This window comes from Sporocytophaga sp., from assembly GCF_017745095.1.
Taxonomy (GTDB): Bacteria; Bacteroidota; Bacteroidia; order Cytophagales; family Cytophagaceae; genus Sporocytophaga.
Genome location: NZ_JAGHZZ010000018.1, coordinates 117,948 through 139,478 on the forward strand (window position 1 = coordinate 117,948; position 21,531 = coordinate 139,478).

A 21,531-nucleotide genomic window follows, 5' to 3' on the forward strand; every position below is an offset into this window, starting at 1 on the left:
AATGCAGTCAGTAAGTAGATTAAATATTCTTCATCTGGTGGGATTTAAGTCTAAAGAATATTTTAGATTATTAAAATTCCGTCTTTCCCTTACAGTAGTTTTTTCTGCTGGTATGGGGTACATATTGGGTGGAGGAAAATCGATTGATTGGACATTATTTGGGATATTTGCTCTTGCCGGAATGTGTCTCACAGGAGCGAGTAATATCCTCAATCAGGTTTATGAGAAAGATTCTGACAAATTAATGGATCGAACCAAAAGTCGTCCAGTGCCTACTGGTAATGTAAGTGTTCCTGAAGCAATATTTCTTGCATCAGTTTTGGGAGCCTTATCAATTTTCCTCTTTAACGAATTCTTCAATTTCAAAACCGCTGTTTTAGGTTTTTCTTCATTAGTATTATATGCTTTTGCTTATACTCCTTTAAAAACTAAAACTCCTCTTGCTGTTTTTGTTGGCGCCATCCCTGGAGCATTGCCTCCAATGATTGGTTGGATAGCGGCAACGAATAAATTTGGTTGGGAGCCAGGCATTTTATTTGGAATTCAATTTTTCTGGCAGCTTCCACATTACTGGGCGATAGCTTGGGTTTTAGATGAAGATTATCAGAAAGCAGGTATCAGATTATTACCAAATGCAGGAGGCAGAACATCCGAGACTGCATTTCAAATAATGATTTATACTTTATTCTTAATCCCATTAGGGTTTATGCCTTATTTTTTAGGTATGACCGGAATAACTTCAGCAATTGTAACTTTAATTGCGGGAATCTTATTTCTGGCTCAAACCTTTTATTTAATGAAGGAGTGTACCAAAAAAGCAGCATTGCTGATTATGTTTGGCTCTTTCCTTTATTTGCCAATAGTACAAATTGCTTTTGTTTTGGATAAGGTATAGTTAAAAATATGAGTCAACACGAATTAAATTTACAATCAAGCGAGCCTCAGAAGCCGCTGTCAATGAATCCGAAAAAGTTCGCTTTTTGGCTTTTTCTTGTGACGGTATTGATGATTTTCGCTGCATTAACAAGCGCGTACATCGTGAGAAGAGCAGATGGAGGTTGGCTGGAGTTTCAACTCCCTTCAATTTTCTGGCTTAACTCTGTTATTATAGTTGTTAGTTCAATAACAATGCAGCTTGCATATTTTGCAGCTAAAAAAGATAGCCTTGAGAAAACTAAATTATACTTATTAATTACCAGTCTTTTAGGTTTGGCCTTTTTAGTAGGTCAGTTTTATGCCTGGGGAGATCTTGTAGAAATTAAAGTTTTCTTCGGAGGAAAGGGCAGTAATCCTTCAGGTTCATTTCTGTATGTATTGACAGGTTTGCATGGTTTGCACCTGATTTCTGCAGTAATTTTCCTTTGGGTGGTGTTTGCTCAAAGTTTCAAATATAAAGTTCATTCAAAGAGCATGCTTGTAATAGAATGCTGTACAACGTATTGGCATTTCCTTGGTGGACTTTGGATATATTTGTTTGGATTTTTATTACTTAACCATTAATTTTTCATAAAAATAACAACATGGCAACAACAGCAGTCATTGACGAAAAAGAAAAAAGAAATTTGTGGGGTGGAGGTGCTGAACCCCTTAGAGCAAGTTACGGAAAGCTGATGATGTGGTTTTTCCTGCTTTCTGATGCTTTAAGCTTTTCCGGATTACTAATTACTTACGGTTTAAGCAGATTTGCACATAACGCTTACACAGGGAAAATAGCTGATTTCGTACCATCAGGAAATTATTGGCCGGTACCCGAAAAAGTATTTACTCACATTCCTTTTACTCATAATCCATATCCTCTTGTATTTGTAGGAATTATGACATTTATCCTTATCATGAGCAGCGTTACAATGGTTCTTGCTGTTGAAGCTGGTCATAGAATGGATAAAGAAGAAGTATTAAAATGGATGCTTTGGACAATTATTGGTGGTGCTGCCTTTTTAGGTTGCCAGGCTTGGGAGTGGACAATCTTCATCGTAGGTGACAAAGGTAGAATGATAGCAGATGGAACCACGTTCTTTGGAGCGAATCTTCACCATAATGAATACGGTCCTACTTTATTTGCAGACCTGTTCTTTTTCATCACAGGTTTCCATGGTACTCACGTATTGAGCGGTGTTATCATTAATATGATAGTATTCTATAATGTTGCTATTGGAACTTATGAAAGAGTTGGTCACTATGAAATGGTTGAGAAAGTAGGTCTTTACTGGCACTTTGTAGATCTTGTTTGGGTATTTGTATTTACTTTCTTCTATCTGGTTTAATTTAAATATTTAAGTTGATATAAAATTATGGGACACGGTCATCATACTACAGCGCATGCTCCTCAGGTTCTTCCAAAAGATAAAGAGAAAATCAAGAAAATCTGGATGACAGCTCTTATCCTTGCGGTTGTAACTGCTATAGAATTCTTGTTAGCTTTTACAATGGAAAGAGGATCTTTGCTTACTTCAATATTCGTTCTTCTAACATTTGTAAAATCTTTCTACATCGTGGGAGAATTTATGCACCTTAAATATGAAGCGAAAACTTTAATCTGGTCAATTGTAATACCAACGCTTTTTATCGTTTGGTTAGTAGTAGCTCTATTAGTTGAAGGAAATGCAATATTGTATTTCAGAAATCTTTGGCAATGGTACGCTGGTTTAGCTAAATAATCAGATAATGAATAAAATTATTAAAACCGGTATACTAGTTTTACTTCTGGTAATACCGGTTTTTCTTTTTCAGTATTTTAAGTTCTTTGGAAAAAATCATTATAAACTTCCAGTCTTTTTTGCAACAGACTCGGTTTTAAATGATAAAGGACAATATACTATAACAGAAGCGCACGAAATTCCTGATTTTTCATTTAGAAATCAGGATGGATTGGAAATAAAAGGAGAGAAATTCAAAGGGAAAATTCTTGTCGTGGATTTTTTCTTCTCTCGTTGTCCTGGAATTTGCCCTCAAATGACCAATCAATTGGTCAGGGTTCAGGAAAAGTTTAAACAAGATCCTCAATTTCAGATTCTATCCCTTACAGTAGATCCTGAATATGATACAGTGTCTGTTTTGAAGTCTTATGCACAGAAATATGGAGCAATTCCGGAAAAATGGAATTTCCTAACTGGAAGTAAAGACTCTATCTACACACTAGCTCAGAAAGGTTTTTTTATTACGGCAATGGAGGATAGGGATAGGCCTCTTGAATTTATCCATAGTGAGAAACTCGTTCTGGTAGATAAAGATGGAAGGATCAGAGGTTATTATGATGGAACAAATTCTGAAGAAGTAGACCGCTTAATTACTGAAATACAAGTTCTTCAATATGAATACGCAAATTAACCCAGTTATTGAAAAAAAAGATAATCTTTACTTGATTATCATAGGCATACTGTCAGTTGCTGTACCTGTATTGGTTTCTGTACTTTTTTACCTTCCTCAAACAGGTAAGCTAGGAGATTTGGATGTTTCTTTTTTACCACACCTTAATGCGGTTTTAAACACTTGTACAACTATTGCTCTTTTAGCAGGGTTTTACTTTATCAAATTTAAAAAAGATGCAAGACTACACAGAACGGTGATGATGGTCGCTTTTTGTCTTTCAAGTCTTTTTCTTATTTCATATGTTATTTATCATTATCAGGGGCCTCATACTATTTTTGGAGATATGAACCATGATGGTGTTTTAGATTTAGCTGAAAAGTCGTCAGTAGGTATTTGGAGAACTATTTACATATTAATTCTTGTTCCTCATATTATATTGGCAGCAGTAGTTGTGCCCTTTGTTTTATTTGCTATTTACTTCGGAATCTCAAATCAGTTCGCTAAACACGTAAAAGTTGTAAAATGGACTTTTCCGATCTGGTTGTATGTAGCTGTTTCAGGGGTTTTAGTTTATTTAATGATTAGTCCTTATTATGGAGCTTAATAATTCTGCCAATATGAAAAAGGTGATCTTTGCTTTGATGATTGTTTTTATAGTAATGATGGCCGGATCAACTGATCTAATGGCTCAATGTGCTATGTGTAAAGCTACAATTAAAGATAATGTAGAATCCGGACAAGGGATAGGACAGGGCTTGAATAAGGGGATTTTATATCTGATGAGTATACCATACATTATCGGAAGTTTTATCGCTTTTTTCTGGTATAAAAGCAGCAAAAAAAATAGCGAAAAACAACAGTTACTTGACAAAATCAAATCAAAATTTGCCAAATAAATCTTCGTTAATTTAATGTATACCTCTTACGATTGATACCTTGAAAAATCTTTTAAGAAAGAACATATTTCTATTTTTATCCCTCCTGTTTTTTCTATTATCATTAGTAACCTGGAATTTTTTTAATAATAGCAGTGAAACAATCAATAAAAAGAAGATTGTAAAAACTATTTCCGGACAAATTGATCTCTTCCTACAGAAGAACCAAAAATCATCAGAACTTCTATTTAAAACCCTTGAGAATAAGTCGAGGTATTCGTTTTCGAGCTTAAATATACCATCTGATTATCCTTATTATATTTTCAAAAATAAGCAGCTTATTTATTGGTCAGACTTTAGGTTTGTTCCTGAATATGATCATGTGAAAGGGGAATATTCTGAAAAAGTTCTGTTTCAAAAGACAGGTAAATACCTTGTATCCCAGAAAAAAATAGTGACAGAAAAGGATGTTTTCGAGATTTATTTCTTAACTCCTGTAAGGACATACATCAACCAACCTGCGACATTTAATGATATGGTTGCATTTAAGCCTATCATTAATGATAATAATGTCCGTGTTCTTGCAAATCCGGCCAGCGACCCTGATCTGAATATACATTCTCCTCAAAAGGAGTTCTTGTTTTCTATTGAGTTTTTTGAAATCAATAAGATCAAGAGTAGCTCGCTTTTATTTACTTATATAGTCCTTAGCTTTCTGGCTTTGGCTTCGCTTGTTACTGCTATCTACAGAGTGGCATTAAAAATTTCTGAGAAGAATTTTGATCTTGCTACTGTAATTCTTGTATTCAACCTTCTGGTGATAAGAATTGCAATGCTATTCTTAAACTATCCTGCATTTTTGTCGGATTTTGGCCTGTTCAATCCTAAATACTTTGCTTCATCTATTTTATCTCCATCTTTAGGGGACTTATTGCTAAACTTTATTTTCCTTTTTCTGACAGGGCTTTTTGTGTTTATGAACTACCACCGTTCAAGATTATTACAAAAGGCGAATAACCTTTCCGGTATTTTCAGAAAAGGATTTTCAATAATATTAATCTTTATAGCATTACTGATTCAGCATCAGTTTTTCTTCATTTTAAGAGCAATATCACTTAACTCAACATGGTCAATTGATATTACAACAGATATTAGTTTTGGCTTTTTCCGAATATCATCGATTGTTGCTTTCGTTTTTGCTTCAATAAACCTGTTTTTGTTGCTGCATTTGATTGTAAGGATATTACAGTTCTTCTGCGATAACCAGCTTTTAAAAATTATTTGGGCTAGTATCATTGCCTGGTCTCTATTTTCAATCTTTTCTTATTTTATTCTTGGTGGGGTTTCTTTATCTGTAAGTCTTGCTTGTCTTGTCTATATAGTCGTTATTTCATTTCTTAAATTACCAAGACAATTTATCAGGTTCCGTTATGGAACTTATATTTATCTGATATTTTCTGGATTGCTGTCAGCCTTTACTGCTGCTGTTTCCATCTATGTGACTCAGGAGGAAAAAGAGGTAATAAGAAAACAGAAATTTGCCTCTCAGTTAGTAATAGACAATGACGTATTAGGTGAATACCTTTTGTCGGATGCATCTAAGAAGATTAAAGAAGATATCTTTATTAAAAGCAGGCTTGTAACTCCTTTTTCTTCGAAAGAAATTATAGAGCAAAAGATCAAGAAGATCTACCTTTCCAATTATTTTGATAAATATGATGTGTCGGTCTCCGTATTCGATGCATCTGGTGATGTGTTTGAAAAGAAATCATATTATGCCAACTACTTTGAAGTATTGTCCGAGTTGAAAAAAGGTCAGCACAGAACGGAGTATAAGAATATTTATTTTCAAAAGGAAAATTTAAAGGATGGATTCAGAAGGTATATATGCTTTAATGAAATAGAGAAAAATGATGTCATCATTGGGTATATTATTATTGAATTAAAGCACAGAAGGATCATTCCAAACAGCGTGTATCCTGAACTTTTCCTTGATAAAAAAGTCTTTGAAAACTTTGATAACAAGAATTACCACTATGCTGTATTTTCTGACAGTGCCTTGTTGTATAGCTCGGGTAATTTCAATTACGATAAAAATCTTTCTGTTATTAACCTTTCCAATAAAAGGATTTATAACGAAGGTGTAAAGTTAAAAGGCTTTCACCATCTTGCATTCAGACCGGGTAACGGAAAGATCATAGTGGTCTCTTCTCCGGAATATGCATACGCTGATATATTCTCCAATTTTTCATTTCTGTTTCTTACACTTATAGTAAGTATACTTCTATTTATAATTGGGTATGCAGTTCTGTTCAGGTTTAAGAAAGACACCATGAGTTTATCGGCAAAGATTCAGATATACCTGAATATTGCCTTTTTCCTGCCTTTGTTCATTGTGAGTGTCATTACACTAAGTATTATCAGTAATACCTACCGGGAAAATCTTAATAAAGCTTTTATCAAAAAAGCGGAGAGTATAAGCGGTAATATCTCAGTTTACCTGGAGGGCTATAAAAAGGATATTTCCAAAAAGGAAAAATTGGAGAGTACTGTGTTGCAGGTAGGGCAGTTTACTGAGTCTGATATCAATATTTTTAATAACGGGGGAAAATTATTGATATCCAGTCAGCCCGCTATTTACAATGCCGGAATTGTTTCTGAAATGATGAACCCTAAAGCGTATTCAGGTATCATCGAAACCAGAAAAAACGTGGTAATGCTTACTGAATCTGTCGGAAAACTTAACTATAAAAATGTATATGTAGCTATTCGTTCCTTTGAAACTGGAAATTTATTAGGAATTCTTAGTATACCTTTCTTTGAATCAAAGGCAGAGCTCGAAAAGCAAGTAATCGAGGTATTAACAACCATCATCAATATATTTGTTACGATATTTATTGTCTTTATTGCATTATCCTATTTTGTAAGCCACATATTGACTACTCCTTTGAAAATTATTACTCATAGGATTCGTCGTACTTCTTTTGGTGAGGAAAATGAACCTCTTGAGTGGAAGTCCAAGGATGAAATTGGTTTGCTTGTGGGGGAATACAACGAAATGCTTGTAAAGCTGGAAGACAGTAAACGGGCACTTTCTCAAAGTGAAAAAGAGTCGGCCTGGAGGGAAATGGCAAAGCAGGTTGCACATGAAATTAAAAATCCTCTAACTCCAATGAAGCTTACCATTCAACATCTTCAACGGATGCTGAAGGATGAAGCGGATAATGGGAAGGCTGTTACCCAGAGAAGTCTGGACACTCTTTTGGATCAGATAAACAATTTGAATGAAATAGCTACTTCATTTTCTTCATTTGCAAAAATGCCTAATCCTAAATCGGAGAGGATTGAAGTGTCAGGCATTGCAGAAAGTGTAGTGAACTTATACAACAATAGCAAAGATGCTGTCGTTGAAATTTTTAAGGAAGCAGGGGAGTACTATGTCATAGGTGATGAACAGGCTATGAATAGTATCTTTACTAACTTGATTCTGAATGGAATCCAGTCTGTGCCTTATGAGCGTAAGCCACATATCCAAGTCATTTTCAGTCAGAAAGACGGTAAAAATCTTTTGATTGAAATCTGTGACAACGGATCCGGAATTCCTGAATCTGTGAGAAGTAAAGTATTTATACCTAACTTCAGTACTAAATTCAGTGGATCGGGTATCGGTCTTGCGGTAGCCAAAAAAGGGGTAGAGCATGCAGGAGGCAAGATCTGGTTTACAACTGAGGACGGAATTGGGACTTCATTTTTTATTGAATTACCATTAATTCATTGATCTGAAATTTTCAAGAACATAGGTCGCATGTTAATCAGTTTGATTGGTTTGGTTAACTTTACATTTGGTTATTCATTTGTCTCAAACATCATTTGAATAGCCAGGTGGAATGAATTATCAATACAGGATTCTGGTACTTTATTTTTTTTTACTGTCAACTTCTGCTTTTAGTCAAATAGATAACAAAAGGTGCAAGTGGGTTAAGTTCACGCCTGACTCTTTTGTTCTGGATTCATCGGCAATTTTTCCTGGATCGTTAAGAGTCGTTTATCCGGCTACTGGAACTGTTATAAGTATGGAAGGGGAGTCAGTAAAACTGAGATCGGACAATGCTCCGGACTCTGTATACATATGTTATCAGATTTTTCCTTTCAGTATTAATAAACCTGCATTTAAAAGGGATCGAAAATCCTACGACTCAGGATCATATTACCGCGAAGATTTTACTTATAAATACGGCGTTCCTCAAGCCAAGGAAGAGCTGTTCTCATCGCCAGGTCTGAATAAATCGGGTAATATCAGCAGGGGTATATCTTTCGGAAACAATCAGAGTGTATTTGTAAATTCTGTTTTGAACCTTCAGCTTGAAGGAAAACTTTCTGAAGATGTGTCTATCACAGCTGTGATTTCGGATCAGAATATACCATTTCAGCCTGATGGTAATACTCAGCAGATTCAGGAGTTCGACAAGGTATATGTTCAACTTCAAAGTAAGAATACCTCTCTCATTGCCGGTGATGTGGTGATGAAAAATAAGAATTCAAATTTCTTGCGTTACTACAGAAACGTGCAGGGTGTACAGGGGGATCTGTTTTATAAAAAGGATTCCACAAGTTCTTCCGTCACTTCTGTTGGTGCTGCCCTTTCCAAAGGAAAATTTGCTAGTATGCAGTTTGGATATGGCTTGCCCAACGAACTTCTGGAAGGTGTTCAGGGACCTTATAGGTTAAGAGGTCCAAATGGAGAAAGGTTCATTGTAATTATGGCCAACTCTGAACGGATTTATCTGGATGGTAAATTACTTACAAGAGGATTTGATTTCGATTATATCATAGATTATAATCAGGCTGAAATCACTTTTACCAATAATATCCTTATTACAAAGTTTTCGCGCATCAGGGTTGACTTTGAATATTCGGATAAAAATTATTCGAGGAGTATTATTAATGCCAGCCACCATCAGACTTACAAGAAGGCAGATGTTTACTTTAATTTTTATCAGGAAAAAGATAATCCTCAAAAGCCTATCAATTATGAACTTTCCAATCAGGATAAATACTTTCTAAGTCTGATTGGAGATTCAATCAATAAATCCTTTATTCCCGGAGTTGATACTGTCTCTGAGTTCAGCACTACCAAAGTACTCTATAAAAATATAGGCACTCCGACTAATCCTATATATGCATATAGTACGAATCCAGACAGTGCATTGTATCAGTTAAGCTTTACTCAGTTGAATGCTGGCTCAGGAAGTTATGTGCAGGACATCAACACAGTAAATGGAAGAGTCTATAAGTATGTAGGAGCAGGCAATGGTAGTTATGAACCTGTTTTGTTGGTTGTAACTCCCAAATTGAAGAATATGGCTACTATTGGCGGCGGTTATGCTATAACCAAAACAGACTATGTCTTCGGCGAGGTTGGGTTTTCCAAGAGTGATCTGAATTTGTATTCCGATTTAAATAATGAAGATGATAAAGGAAAAGCATACAAGATTGGTTATATCAATAAAGGCAGAGCTTTTTCAGGATTACCTTCTTACAAGCTTTCCGGAACAATAGATTACGAATATGATGAACAGGACTTTGCTTTCATAGATAGAGTCAGAACAACAGATTTTGACAGAGACTGGAATGCCAATTCAGATATGAAATCTTCAGATCATATATTCAATACTTTTTGGTCTTTTGCAAAAGATCCTGCCAATGCATTTACTTATAAATTCAGTCATAGAGACAGAGGCAGTGATGTCAAGGGAAGTCAGCATACAGCTTCGGCAAACAAATCTTTTGGCAAATTGCAGCTGATGTCTAATGTCTTTTATATGAATAACAATACGGCTTCTAAAGAAGCTAATTGGAGAAGATTTAATCTGAATACTTTCTATAAAACCAAATATTTTGTTCCTGGTATTTCCTATACGGAAGACAAGAACATCATTAAAGATACAACAGGGAGGATCATTGCTTCCAATATGTATTATGATGAATTGAAGATGTATGTCAAAAGCAGTGATACAACAAGGGTTACCTACTATATTGATTACAGCGTTCGTAATAATGAAAGAAACTCAGACGGGCAGCTATATAGGGATAGTAAGTCTCAGACCACCAATGCTGGCCTTTCAGCAAGAATCAATGATAATAATCAGGTAAACCTTGTTTCTACATATAGGTATCTTAACAATTACATGGTAAGTGGTGTAAGACTTCCCAATGAAGAAACTGTAATGGGAAGGCTGGACTGGAACTCTGATATATTGCAAAGACATATCCGTTCCGAGCTGACTATTACCACAGGTACAGGACGTGAATTAAAAAGAGAGATTACCTTTATACCAGTTGTTACAGGTCAAGGAACGCATGTCTGGGTAGATTTGAATGGTGATAAAATCCAGGACCTGAATGAGTTTTTTGATAAAAAGTTTGATGATCCAAACGGAGAATTTATCAAGACTTTTGTGCCTACAGATGAATATATAAAAGCTTATACCAATACATTCAACTATCGCATTGATGCCAGTGCTCCAAGGAGATGGGCATCTAATCCCAAAAAAGTAAAACAGTTTTTCTCAAGGTTCTCAAGCTTTTCATCCTGGACTGTCAATAAAAAAATAACTGACGGTGATTTGATGAGAAGATTCATTCCTGTAAGCAATAACATAGAGGATCAGAACATATTGAGTATCCAGGAAGCTATTCGCTCTACTTTGTTTTATAACAGATCGAATCCAAAATACGGTTTGGATCTTAGTTACCTGGTTAATGATAATAAACAGTTTTTAGTACAAGGTTTTGAACGTAAACAGAACTATGAGTTGAAACTAGGCTCCAGAGTAAATATCAATAGCTTTTCAAGCTTTAAAATGCAGGCTGGCTATGGTTTAAAGAAAAACAATTCAGATTTTCTGGTCAATAGAAATTATGAAATTCAGTCTTACAAAATCAATCCTGAAGCTGCATATCAGCCTAAAAATAACCTCAGAATGACTGCACTTTTGGGATTTACAAATAAAGCAAATGTCTTCTCAGGATCGGAAGGAGAAAAGGTATTGATTTATGAAGCAGGCCTGGATGTCAGATTTAACAAGGTCTCTAAAAGAACTATCAACGCAGTGGTTAAATATTTGAATATAAAGAGCGATTTTAAATCCACAACATTGAATTCTCCCTTGGGATATGAGATGCTGGAAGCACTGCAGCCCGGAAATAACTTTACCTGGACATTTAACTGGCAGGAGCGTCTTGCCAATGGATTGCAACTATCCTTTAACTATGAGGGAAGAAAGGCAGGGGAAAACAAAATGGTACATATAGGCAGAATGCAGATTTCTGCCTTATTCTAATATTGAAGAAAGACTATCTGTCTTTCTTCGCTTTCATATCTCTGATCAGTTTATTGGCAAAAATAAAATCCTGAAGTTCTGTTACTTCAGTATCCAGAATATCTTTATTGCTTCCTTCCCATATTTTCCGACCTTTGTAAATGAACATGATGTGTTCACCTATTTCAAGTACAGAATTCATGTCATGGGTAACAACAACGGTAGTAGTGTTATATTCCTCGGTGATATCTTTAATCAGATTGTCAATCTTAATGCTTGTTTGAGGGTCAAGACCGGAATTTGGTTCATCGCAGAATAGGTATCTAGAGTTCATAACAATAGCTCTGGCGATTCCCACTCTTTTTTGCATTCCTCCACTGATTTCTGATGGGAACAGTTTGTTTGCATTTTCAAGCCCAACTCTTTTAAGACATTCATTTGCTCTGTCCAGTTTTTCTTCCCGCCTCATGGTAGTGAGCATGTCGAGGGGAAACATGACATTTTCCTCTACTGTTTTAGAGTCAAACAGAGCGCTACCTTGAAATAGCATACCTATTTCTCTTCGTATAGATTGTTTTAATTCAGAATCTGCTTGGGTAAAATCACGCCCGTCAAAAGAGATACTTCCTTCATCAGGTTTTACCAGCCCCACTATACATTTAAGCAAAACGCTTTTACCCGTACCACTGGCCCCGATAATAAGATTGGTCTTACCCTTTACAAATTGACCGTTGACGTCAAGAAGAACCTGTTTGTTATTAAAGGACTTGGATATATTTTTTATTTCAATCATGACTTAAAGTAAAAGTTGAGCAAGAAGATAATCAGCACAAAGCACGGCAATACAGCTGTTTGTTACAGCTTCCGTGCTGGATTGTCCTACTTCCAGAGCGCCACCTTTGGTAAAGAATCCCTGATAAGATGAAATTGAGGAGATTAGAAATGCAAAAACCAGTGATTTGATTATTGCAAAAGTGATATTGTATCCTTGAAATTGGTATCGAATACCGTAGATGTATTCTTTTTCTGTAATCACGCCTGTTAATACCCCCGCCAGATAACCGCCATACATTGAAAGGAATCCTGCTATGATCACCAGTAAAGGAAATGTTAATATTGCCGCAATGATTTTAGGAAGAATCAGGTAAGAAGCTGAATTAATGCCCATTACTTCCAAAGCATCCACTTGCTCTGTGATTCTCATTGTTCCCAGTCCGCCTGCAATATTGGATCCCACTTTTCCGGCCAGAACCACGCATGTGATAGTTGGTGCCAGTTCAAGAACTGTCATATCTCTGACAATAGTTCCAATAATATAAAGTGGAATAAGTGGACTAACGAGATTGTAAGCTGTCTGAACCGCGGTAACTGCACCTATGAAAGTAGAGACAATTACGACTATAAATACAGAGTCAATACCGATGAGAATAGACTCATCTACAATTCTTTTAACATAAACATTAAAGCGCTCCCGGTTAATAAAAAGAGTGCTCAATAAAATTAGGTATTTGCCGAAGCTTTTCATTAGAAGCTTAATTTAGCCACGAAATTAATTATATTTCAAAAAAATAGTATAAAAAGCATAATTATAATATAAGTAGGATTATATGAAAAAGGTTATTGTGGTCTCTGGTGGGACCCGAGGAATAGGAAAAGCAATCGTTTTCAAGTTTGCGGAAGAGGGGTTTGATGTCATTACATGTTCGCGTAAAGCAGATCAGCTTCAAGCTCTTGAGGAAGAGTTTGTAAGAAAATTTCCAGATAGAAAATTGACGGGCTTTCAAGCTGATTTATCCAAAAAGGAGGATGTTACTTCTTTTGTCAAAAAGATAAACGAAGTAACTAAAAGAATTGATGTACTGGTCAATAATACCGGTGTATTTCTTCCTGGACAAATTCATAAGGAAGAAGAAGGAGCCCTTGAATATCAGATTGAAACAAACCTATATAGTGCTTATAACCTAACTCGTGGTCTGGTTCATGGAATGATTAATGAAAAAAGCGGGTATATTTTTAATATTTGTTCTACTGCAAGTATTACTGCTTATACAAATGGAGGTTCTTATTGCATTTCAAAATTTGCGATGTATGGAATGACAAAAGTGTTGAGGGAGGAAATGAAACCGTATGGAATTAAAGTTACAGCTGTGTTACCTGGAGCAACGTTAACTTCAAGTTGGGAAGGGGCAGGATTGCCTGACGAACGTTTTATGAAGCCAGAAGATGTTGCAGATGCAATTTTTGGTACTTATAGTTTATCCAAAAACACAGTTGTGGAAGAAATTCTTTTACGCCCTCAGGAAGGGGATATTGCATAGTAATTTACGATTGTAAATCTTTCTTTAGTTTTATTTAGGGGAATAATAATCTGAAGTCAGATAATTATTCCCCTTTATTTTTTACCTGTTTAAAATTGTAAATTCATTAAAGTAGATGAAGGATGGATTGTTTTTAATGATTTAATTACCAGTGTATAAATTCAATGCTTAGGACTTACCCTAAATGAGAATTTACATTTATAAATTGGTGACATTTGTAAATCTTTACAATTGTAAATCGTGGTGGTATTTAAATTGTCCAATTAATCGGATTTATGAGATTCGGAGATTAATGGGATTATTTTAAATCTGCTGACTATATTTAAGTTAGTTATTTCAAAACTATAATCCACTTGTAGTACTGGTTTAGTAAAAAATCCCGTTAATCCTTTAATCCCCAAAATCCCGATTCAAACTATTTCTATGAAGGATTATCCCTAAGGTTAGGTAACTATTTTTTATATTTGTCTTAAGCTGAAAGCTGAATGCGAAAAGCTTAAAGTAAAAGGGATAAAGAAGAGAGCTTCTTGAGCAATTAGACTGAGATTATTTTCCTGAGCTTGCGAAGGAAAAATTGGAGGTCTGAGCTCGAAAATTGGAGGTCTGAGCTCGAAAATTGGAGGTCTGAGCTCGAAAATATGAGCTCAAAGCTGGAAGTTTATATTAAATCCTCGAAGGTTTGAGCTAAAGAGCTCGAAAGTTTGAGTTAAGAGCTCGGAGATTTAAGTCAAAACCTCGGAAGGTTGAGCTAAAAAGCTCTGGAGCTAGAGTTGAAAGCTTCAAAAATGAGCTAAAAACTCCAAAATTGGAGGTCCTAAGCTCGAAAAGCTATTATAAAGTTCTTCTCTTTCAGGAGATGGATTTAGGATAAAGATAAAATCATAAAAAATAAACATACATTCTCTCAATGGGATCAATTGCTCCTTTAATTAAAGCCGGTTCTTACAAATACAATGACAATCTGACCCAATATGCGCGTCGAAAAACCATCGAGGTAAATATTGGCGATGTCCCAATGGGGGGAAACAACCCTATCCGAATCCAATCCATGACTACAGTCGATACGATGGATACCATGGGATCAGTAGAGCAGGCCATCCGAATGATCAATTCAGGATGCGAATACATCCGGATTACCGCTCCAAGTGTTAAGGAAGCCCAGAATCTGGAAAACATTAAAAAGGAACTTAACCGCAGAGGATTTTTTGCGCCCATCGTTGCCGACATCCACTTTACTCCAAATGCTGCAGAATTGGCCGCCCGCCTTGTAGAAAAGGTAAGGATCAATCCGGGAAATTATGCTGATAAAAAGAAGTTTGAAACTATCGAATACAGTGAATCTTCTTATCAGGCAGAATTGGAGAGAATCAGAGAAAAATTCATTCCGCTTATAAATATCTGCAAAGAATATGGTACCGCTATGAGAATCGGTACCAACCATGGTTCTCTATCAGATAGAATACTTAGCCGTTACGGAGATACTCCTCTGGGAATGGTGGAATCTGCTCTAGAGTTTGTGAGAATTTGCGAGGAACTGAACTATTATAATATCGTCCTATCCATGAAGGCCAGCAATACTCAGGTAATGGTGCAGGCTTATCGTCTTCTTGTGCAGAAGCTGAATGAGGAAGGTCTGAAACCTTATCCACTTCATCTTGGAGTAACAGAAGCAGGTGAAGGAGAAGACGGAAGAATAAAATCTGCAGTAGGAATCGGTACTTTGCTGGAAGATGGACTAGGAGATACTGTCAGAGTTTCACTTACTGAAGATCCTGAATTTGAAGCTCCGGTAGCTAAAATCCTTGTTGACAGATACAACATCAGAGCAGGACACAATTCAATTAAACCACTTCCGCATGATGAAAGTCCTGTTAATCCATACATCTATCAGAGAAGAGACACAAGAGAAGTGATGAACATTGGTGGCGGCAACGTCCCAAGAGTGATTATTGACTTCAGTAAAGTCTCTGATAAGAAAATGGATGACCTGAAATCCATAGGTCATTTTTATATGCCTCTATTAGATAAATGGAATATGAATGACCAGGGCGCTGATTTCATTTATACAGGAAATAATAAAGTGCCATTCATGCTACCTAACGGTCTGAAGGAAATTCTGAACCACTCTGTGTGGTTAAGAATGGACGACAGAACGAATATCTTCCCATTGATCACGCTGAAGGATTACTTTTCAGCAAAACCAAAACATAAGACGCTTAATTTTATCCAGCTTACCATAGAAGACCTTGACGAAGAGGTGATGGATAAATTGAAAGATGATCTTACTGCTGTCCTGATCATTGATACATTTAATTTACATGCCCTTCCGGAACAAAGAAGAGCGATATTCGAACTGATGATCAATGAGGTGCCTGTGCCTGTAATCATTATGAGAAAATATCCATCTATGGAAGATGAGCAGTTGCAATTGTATGCAGCAACAGATTGCGGTGGATTATTGATAGACGGCCTGGGAGACGGAATTTTATTGAGCACAGAACTTGTTAATGTTAAGAGCAAGGACCTGCATCTGAAGCTTATTAAAACCCTTAATACAACTTCTTTCGGAATTCTTCAGGCGGCCAGAACCAGAATGTCGAAGACTGAATACATTTCTTGTCCATCTTGTGGAAGAACGCTTTTTGACCTTCAGGAGACAACAGCAATGATCCGTAAAAGAACTGACCACCTTAAGGGAATCAAGATTGGAATCATGGGCTGTATTGTAAATGGTCCGGGAGAAATGGCGGATGCAGATTACGGTTATGTAGGAGTAGGGAAAGGCAAGATAGCCTTATACAGAGGACAAAATGTAATCAAGAAATCTGTTCCTTCAGAAAATGCAGTAGACGAGCTCATTGAATTGATCAGAGAAGATGGAAAATGGCTTGAGCCAAACGCAACAATATTAGAGTAGAATCATGAAATTAAAAGACTATTTTGCTTTGGGGGCAGTGTTTGGATATTTCTTCAGAAAGAAAGATCCGAACCGTCCGAAGAACTTCAACATAAAAGCAATGCATGCCGTCAACAGACTGGCCATGCTGATGTTCCTCATTTGTGTGATTGTAATTATCTGGAGAGCTTTATTCAGACAATAAGTTGAATATAGAAGATTTCAGATCGTATTGCCTTGCCAAGAAAGGCGTCACAGAAGAGTTTCCTTTTGGGGAAGAGACGTTGGTATTTAAGGTAATGGGCAAAATGTTTGCTTTGACAGACGTAGATCTTTTTGCAAGCGTTAATCTGAAATGCGATCCTGAAGAGGCAGAGCAATTGAGAGAATCTTATCCTGCCATTCAGCCCGGTTATCATATGAATAAAAAACACTGGAACACAGTAGACATGGATGGATCACTGGATGATAAATTCATATGCGGACTGATAGACCAATCTTACGACCTGGTGGTAAAAGGCCTTACCAAAACTCAGAAAGAATTATTAACTAAGCTTTGATAAATTTTAAGAAATGAAGAGAAGTACTCTTTTTTTAGCTGTTGGACTGCTTTTTTCACTTGCTGGCAACGCTCAACCGATTCCATTTAAACAAGGAGATAAATACGGATTCAAAAATAAGGCAACCGGTCAGGTTGTGATCAATCCTATTTACGACAGGGTAGTGCCATTTTCAGAAGACAGAGCTTTGGTAAGAAGACAAAGCAAAAACTACTTCATAGATCAGGACGGGAAAATTAAGATTGTATTGGAATATGATTCTGTACTTTCATTTTCAGAAGGCTTTGCAGCTGTAAAGAAAAACGGTACCTGGGGATATATAGATAAACTAGGTTTGGTGAAAATCAAACTGGAGTTTCCTGAAGCATCTTCCTTCAGTCAAGGAATGGCTGTTGTGAAAAAGGAGGGCAGATACGGATTCATTGACAAAACCGGAAAAGTTGTAATCGCTCCGGAATATGGCAATGCGTTTGAATTCTCAAATGATCTTGCAGCAGTAAGCAAAGATGGGAAGTTCGGCTACATCAATCAGAAAGGAAAAGTGGTAATACCATTTGCATATCAGGAAGCAGGTAACTTCATGGAAGGTGCTGCTATTGTAAAGAAAGGCGATGCTTACGGAATGATTGATAAGACTGGCAAAGTTATATTACCAGTAGAGTATGAATGGGCTTCCGTATTCTCAGACGGACTTGTAAGAGTTCAGAAAAACAAGAAATGGGGCTTTGCAGATAAGACTGGCTCAGTAGTAATACCTTTGAACTTTGACTGGGCATCAGACTTCACTGATGGATTAGCCAAAGTAAAAGTTGGTAACAAATATGGCTTCATTAACAAAAGCGGAGCAGAAGTAATCAAACCAATCTATGATTGGGCGGAAGACTTTGATGGTAATGTAGTGATGGTGGTAAAGAACGGAACCTGGGGTGCATTAAACAAAACAGGCGAGACCGTAACTCCATTCAAATACAAAATCGTAAGACCATTCTCTGAAGAAAGAGCTATCGTTAATGAAGGTGGTAAATATGGTTATATAGACAACAAGGGAAAGCTTGTTATCCCTGCTGAGTATGACTATGCATATGACTTCGTAAACGGTTGGGCAGAGGTAGTAAAGGATGGTAAGTCGACCTTTATAGATTTGAGGGGGACTTGCGTGAAGTATTGTAAGTAGGTTTAAGTTGAAAGTTAAAAGTAGAAAGCTCAAAGTTTTTTTAAAGATAGAAAGGCTTTGGGCTTTTTTATTTATGACGAAAAAAGTAATAAATCATGAAAAATAAGTTGGCATTATATGCCTTTTTATTTTTAGTATTTGCTGTATTATGGAACATTGGGGCAGATTATTATGCTCGTAAATTTCATGAAAATATTCAACAGCATAAAACTGTGTATGTATACGATCAGGAATATAATGTTATTAATCCTGTATTGATAATAACAGATATAGATGATAAAGATTCTTTAATATCTTACTACCAAAAGCAAGAGAATGGAGTTAAAAATCCTGGTTTTAATTTCGCTTTGCAAACGGTTCCATTTAATATGCCTTGTTACTTATTGGGATACAATGATTCTTTGTTGGCTGAAATTGTATATTATGAAAATAATGATTTGAAATCTCGAAATTATGTTAAGGGATATGTTTTTTCGAAAAAGCTCCATAACTCTCCTCCGCCTGATAGTTTATTGAAGAATAGATTGAAGAAGTAAAATATTAAAAACACCTGGTAAGTCTCTGTTCCCTGTCCTGTGAGATTAGTGAGAGAAGATATAAAATTCAATTAATTATTGCTTAGCTTAAAATGATTATATGCTTGTTTTAATATTTTATACCTTATTTAACTTATTGGTTTTCGGGTTCTTGCCGTTGAAATTTTTAAACAGGTATAAATGGACTTTTTATTTTATATATCCAATTATATTGATCTATCCGTTCATTCGAGATCTAACAATGATGACTTTTGAATGCATTCGTGACGATTATGCGCAGGTAAGTTGTGGGTGCGCCTGGGATGTAACTTATTTTATTTATGATATTTACATATTAGCTATTGTATTAATCATTCAGGTATTATTCAATAACTTTTTGGGTAGGATGATAAATGGTATAATCAGGAGATTCCGTTACATAGCTTATTCGAAAGTAGGTAGAAATTTGTAAAAATAGTTTACTCTCTGTCCAGGAAGGAGATCTTTCCCGTGGTGTCAGGTCTTTCGACCTGACACTCTATCTCCCATGTTATCATTTTTAATATTCAAGAAGATAAATTCCCGGTTCATTTACTAAATTTGGTAAATCATTTTTTCCCGTGGTGTCAGGTCTTTCGACCTGACACTCTATCTCCTATGTTATCATTTTTAATATTCAAGAAGATAAATTCCCGGTTCATTTACTAAATTTGGTAAATCATTTTTTAAAACGACCAAAGCTATGGGATTGCGAAACCGCTATTCCCGTGGTGTCAGGTCTTTCGACCTGACACTCTATCTCTTATGTTACCATTTTTGATATACAAGAACATAATTTTCCAATTCATTTAGTAAATTTAGCAAATCAAATCATTTTTTACGACCAAAGCTATGGGATTGCGAAACCGCTATTTATATAAAGAACACAATTGCTTCTTTGTCACAACAACATGTGTTAATTGGTATCATTTGATCAAGTTTTCAAACAGCTATGCTCTGATTGAGGATAGTATGACCTTTGTGTGCAATAAATACAAGTGTTCAATATTGGGATATGTAATTATGCCAAATCATGTTCATTTTATTATATATTTTAATGAAAGCAATAATCAGCTGTCCCGCATTGTCCTCCTCGTGGGCTATCGCGCGATTGTATCCATAGCCGTCAGGTTAAGGATTTGCCCCCTTTTTCAGGGAGAAGTCTCATATTTTTATATTGCCCATTGATTAGTTATTAACAAGCTGGGCTCCACTTGCTAATGACACAAAATTAGCAGGTTTTCGCTTTACATCTTTCATTAACATTGATTTATTTTGCTTATCTAAAATATTAATAAAGTCATCTACAGCGTGAGGCATTTGCCGCACCATATTATGCACTCCTTTGTCTAATATTATTATCAATTTGACAAACTTCATAAAGCTAATATCTGAATTTTGATTCATCTTGTCTTTGATAACTGGACTACATGCATTCATGACATTTCTATGCAAAAGAGTCTTTAGAATTAAGGAGTATAGGTAGCATTCCATACGTTCTGTTTTCATAGACTTCATTTTTTCAAGATGATAATTGCTTTTCCATGTTTTAAATACTAATTCAATTTGCCAACGATATCTATATATTTCTGGAATGATAGAAGCAGGAATTCTTATACTGTCAGCGTTTGTTATGTAAGCATTGAACCAAGTCCAAACATCATATTCCTTGGAAGGTTTCCAGCCTCTGCCTTTATTAGTCTTCTCTCTATCTCTCAATCTTTGCTCTCTTACCGATTTAGGAACAAGAGAAAAACAGACTCTTACTGGAAGCTTATACTCATGGCTTAGATACAAATACTCTTCGATATATTGAAGTTTATACTTCTTCATTCTTCTCAATAATTTATCCATATCAAACCTTATATAACTTTCGTCTTTGCATTCAAATAAAGCAGAACGAGGTTGTAATCTGGATAAGAAAAATGACTTACTATCTTCTACTGCTTTAAAACCATCCAGTGAAAAATAACCTAAATCTCTTATAACAAGGGAGCCAGGAGATATCCATTTAATATTGTTTGCTTCTCTTACATCATTATAGGTTTGTGGATGAATGCTGAGGTGACTAAACTTATTGTGTTTAATATCCAATACTAGTTGAATGCTAGCTCCTGACTGATGATAGCCTGGATATATATCTTTAAAAGAATGAGGTAATTTAAATTTAGTTGAATCTTGAATATAAACATGATTAAAAGAATCCAGAAAAGGTAGTTTTTGAAGTTTGCTATTTGAATGAAGTTGATCAATTAAGACCTGCTTAACAAATTCTACAGACGATTTGGTAAATCTTTCATCCAGACTTTGTTTTCTAATAATAGTATTATCTTCCGAAGTCAGCTGTACCACATGATCATTCAAGCTCTGTTTACTTCCGTCAAAATTCTTAAATAATAACGTTTGGATAAATTGAACCGGGGAAAGCTTTCTCTTCCGCTTACAGAAGCCTGTTTCACGTGCTATTGTTTCTATACGGCTTGGGGAAAACCTTTCGGAAAAATAACTAGTAAGAGTTTTTTT

The 21,531-nt window shown here is 35.8% G+C and carries 19 protein-coding genes and 1 pseudogene; 17 read left to right on the forward strand and 3 right to left on the reverse strand.

The window, feature by feature from the left end:
- Position 1: 1 nt before the first annotated feature.
- From cyoE to J7604_RS20975, 9 genes are all read left to right on the forward strand, one after another.
- Entirely contained in the window at positions 2-895 is an 894-nt protein-coding gene (cyoE, locus tag J7604_RS20935; RefSeq protein ID WP_293900313.1) for a heme o synthase, read from the forward strand.
- Between the two features lie 8 nt (positions 896-903).
- Positions 904-1,500, forward strand: a complete 597-nt coding sequence (locus J7604_RS20940) for a cytochrome c oxidase subunit 3 (protein ID WP_293900316.1) — start codon at positions 904-906, stop codon at positions 1,498-1,500.
- A 20-nt stretch (positions 1,501-1,520) separates the two neighbouring features.
- Positions 1,521-2,264, forward strand: coding sequence for a cytochrome c oxidase subunit 3 (locus tag J7604_RS20945; protein ID WP_293900319.1), 744 nt, complete (start codon positions 1,521-1,523; stop codon positions 2,262-2,264).
- 27 nt (positions 2,265-2,291) lie between these two features.
- A complete protein-coding gene (locus tag J7604_RS20950; RefSeq protein WP_028980934.1) occupies positions 2,292-2,657 on the forward strand; it encodes a cytochrome C oxidase subunit IV family protein in 366 nt (121 codons plus the stop codon).
- A 7-nt stretch (positions 2,658-2,664) separates the two neighbouring features.
- Complete coding sequence (locus J7604_RS20955) at positions 2,665-3,327, forward strand: SCO family protein (RefSeq protein WP_293900325.1); 663 nt, start codon at positions 2,665-2,667, stop codon at positions 3,325-3,327.
- Positions 3,311-3,913, forward strand: a complete 603-nt coding sequence (locus J7604_RS20960; RefSeq protein WP_293900328.1) for a DUF420 domain-containing protein — start codon at positions 3,311-3,313, stop codon at positions 3,911-3,913. The genes J7604_RS20955 and J7604_RS20960 overlap by 17 nt, the downstream gene beginning before the upstream one ends.
- 13 nt (positions 3,914-3,926) lie before the next feature.
- Positions 3,927-4,205, forward strand: coding sequence for a hypothetical protein (locus J7604_RS20965; RefSeq protein ID WP_293900331.1), 279 nt, complete (start codon positions 3,927-3,929; stop codon positions 4,203-4,205).
- Positions 4,206-4,245: 40 nt separating this feature from the next.
- A complete protein-coding gene (locus J7604_RS20970; protein ID WP_293900334.1) occupies positions 4,246-7,962 on the forward strand; it encodes a HAMP domain-containing sensor histidine kinase in 3,717 nt (1,238 codons plus the stop codon).
- A gap of 109 nt (positions 7,963-8,071) precedes the next feature.
- Entirely contained in the window at positions 8,072-11,527 is a 3,456-nt protein-coding gene (locus J7604_RS20975; protein WP_293900337.1) for a hypothetical protein, read from the forward strand.
- A 13-nt stretch (positions 11,528-11,540) separates the two neighbouring features.
- Here J7604_RS20975 and J7604_RS20980 read toward each other — a convergent pair whose 3' ends face one another.
- Both J7604_RS20980 and J7604_RS20985 read right to left on the reverse strand, forming a co-directional pair.
- Entirely contained in the window at positions 11,541-12,299 is a 759-nt protein-coding gene (locus J7604_RS20980) for an ABC transporter ATP-binding protein (RefSeq protein WP_293900340.1), read from the reverse strand.
- Positions 12,300-12,302: 3 nt separating this feature from the next.
- The gene (locus J7604_RS20985; RefSeq protein WP_293900343.1) at positions 12,303-13,031 is read right to left on the reverse strand and encodes an ABC transporter permease; all 729 of its coding nucleotides are present in this window, start codon (positions 13,029-13,031) and stop codon (positions 12,303-12,305) included.
- A gap of 82 nt (positions 13,032-13,113) precedes the next feature.
- Here J7604_RS20985 and J7604_RS20990 point away from each other — a divergent pair, with 82 nt between their 5' ends.
- The 8 genes from J7604_RS20990 to J7604_RS27080 all read left to right on the forward strand — a co-directional run bounded on the left by J7604_RS20990 (position 13,114) and on the right by J7604_RS27080 (position 20,196).
- Positions 13,114-13,824 (forward strand): SDR family oxidoreductase, encoded by a 711-nt coding sequence (locus J7604_RS20990; RefSeq protein WP_293900346.1) that lies wholly within the window; start codon positions 13,114-13,116, stop codon positions 13,822-13,824.
- Between the two features lie 907 nt (positions 13,825-14,731).
- A complete protein-coding gene (gene ispG, locus J7604_RS20995) occupies positions 14,732-16,741 on the forward strand; it encodes a (E)-4-hydroxy-3-methylbut-2-enyl-diphosphate synthase (protein ID WP_293900349.1) in 2,010 nt (669 codons plus the stop codon).
- A gap of 4 nt (positions 16,742-16,745) precedes the next feature.
- Complete coding sequence (locus J7604_RS21000) at positions 16,746-16,925, forward strand: DUF6728 family protein (protein WP_037576191.1); 180 nt, start codon at positions 16,746-16,748, stop codon at positions 16,923-16,925.
- Position 16,926: 1 nt separating this feature from the next.
- Entirely contained in the window at positions 16,927-17,280 is a 354-nt protein-coding gene (locus tag J7604_RS21005; RefSeq protein ID WP_293900358.1) for an MmcQ/YjbR family DNA-binding protein, read from the forward strand.
- A 13-nt stretch (positions 17,281-17,293) separates the two neighbouring features.
- Positions 17,294-18,454 (forward strand): WG repeat-containing protein, encoded by a 1,161-nt coding sequence (locus J7604_RS21010; RefSeq protein WP_293900360.1) that lies wholly within the window; start codon positions 17,294-17,296, stop codon positions 18,452-18,454.
- A gap of 95 nt (positions 18,455-18,549) precedes the next feature.
- The gene (locus J7604_RS21015) at positions 18,550-18,990 is read left to right on the forward strand and encodes a hypothetical protein (protein WP_293900363.1); all 441 of its coding nucleotides are present in this window, start codon (positions 18,550-18,552) and stop codon (positions 18,988-18,990) included.
- A gap of 241 nt (positions 18,991-19,231) precedes the next feature.
- Positions 19,232-19,441: a hypothetical protein gene (locus tag J7604_RS21020; RefSeq protein WP_293900366.1), complete on the forward strand. Its 210-nt coding sequence runs from the start codon at positions 19,232-19,234 to the stop codon at positions 19,439-19,441.
- Positions 19,442-19,980: 539 nt separating this feature from the next.
- A complete protein-coding gene (locus tag J7604_RS27080; protein ID WP_367113598.1) occupies positions 19,981-20,196 on the forward strand; it encodes a transposase in 216 nt (71 codons plus the stop codon).
- Here J7604_RS27080 and J7604_RS21025 read toward each other — a convergent pair.
- Positions 20,197-21,492: pseudogene (locus tag J7604_RS21025) on the reverse strand (IS4 family transposase); the annotation flags it as partial.
- Positions 21,493-21,531 lie beyond the last annotated feature (39 nt).

What these genes read in the sequence shown, in the direction of transcription:
- J7604_RS20990 (WP_293900346.1), top strand. Translation starts at nt 13,114, where the DNA reads ATGAAAAAGGTTATTGTGGTCTCTGGTGGGACCCGAGGAATAGGAAAA.
- J7604_RS20950 (WP_028980934.1), top strand. Translation starts at nt 2,292, where the DNA reads ATGGGACACGGTCATCATACTACAGCGCATGCTCCTCAGGTTCTTCCA.
- J7604_RS27080 (WP_367113598.1), top strand. Translation starts at nt 19,981, where the DNA reads ATGACCTTTGTGTGCAATAAATACAAGTGTTCAATATTGGGATATGTA.
- J7604_RS20980 (WP_293900340.1), bottom strand. Translation starts at nt 12,299, where the DNA reads ATGATTGAAATAAAAAATATATCCAAGTCCTTTAATAACAAACAGGTT.
- J7604_RS21010 (WP_293900360.1), top strand. Translation starts at nt 17,294, where the DNA reads ATGAAGAGAAGTACTCTTTTTTTAGCTGTTGGACTGCTTTTTTCACTT.
- J7604_RS20955 (WP_293900325.1), top strand. Translation starts at nt 2,665, where the DNA reads ATGAATAAAATTATTAAAACCGGTATACTAGTTTTACTTCTGGTAATA.
- J7604_RS20985 (WP_293900343.1), bottom strand. Translation starts at nt 13,031, where the DNA reads ATGAAAAGCTTCGGCAAATACCTAATTTTATTGAGCACTCTTTTTATT.
- J7604_RS20965 (WP_293900331.1), top strand. Translation starts at nt 3,927, where the DNA reads ATGAAAAAGGTGATCTTTGCTTTGATGATTGTTTTTATAGTAATGATG.
- J7604_RS20945 (WP_293900319.1), top strand. Translation starts at nt 1,521, where the DNA reads ATGGCAACAACAGCAGTCATTGACGAAAAAGAAAAAAGAAATTTGTGG.
- J7604_RS20960 (WP_293900328.1), top strand. Translation starts at nt 3,311, where the DNA reads ATGAATACGCAAATTAACCCAGTTATTGAAAAAAAAGATAATCTTTAC.
- J7604_RS21000 (WP_037576191.1), top strand. Translation starts at nt 16,746, where the DNA reads ATGAAATTAAAAGACTATTTTGCTTTGGGGGCAGTGTTTGGATATTTC.
- ispG (WP_293900349.1), top strand. Translation starts at nt 14,732, where the DNA reads ATGGGATCAATTGCTCCTTTAATTAAAGCCGGTTCTTACAAATACAAT.
- J7604_RS20940 (WP_293900316.1), top strand. Translation starts at nt 904, where the DNA reads ATGAGTCAACACGAATTAAATTTACAATCAAGCGAGCCTCAGAAGCCG.
- cyoE (WP_293900313.1), top strand. Translation starts at nt 2, where the DNA reads ATGCAGTCAGTAAGTAGATTAAATATTCTTCATCTGGTGGGATTTAAG.
- J7604_RS20975 (WP_293900337.1), top strand. Translation starts at nt 8,072, where the DNA reads ATGAATTATCAATACAGGATTCTGGTACTTTATTTTTTTTTACTGTCA.
- J7604_RS21015 (WP_293900363.1), top strand. Translation starts at nt 18,550, where the DNA reads ATGAAAAATAAGTTGGCATTATATGCCTTTTTATTTTTAGTATTTGCT.
- J7604_RS21020 (WP_293900366.1), top strand. Translation starts at nt 19,232, where the DNA reads ATGATGACTTTTGAATGCATTCGTGACGATTATGCGCAGGTAAGTTGT.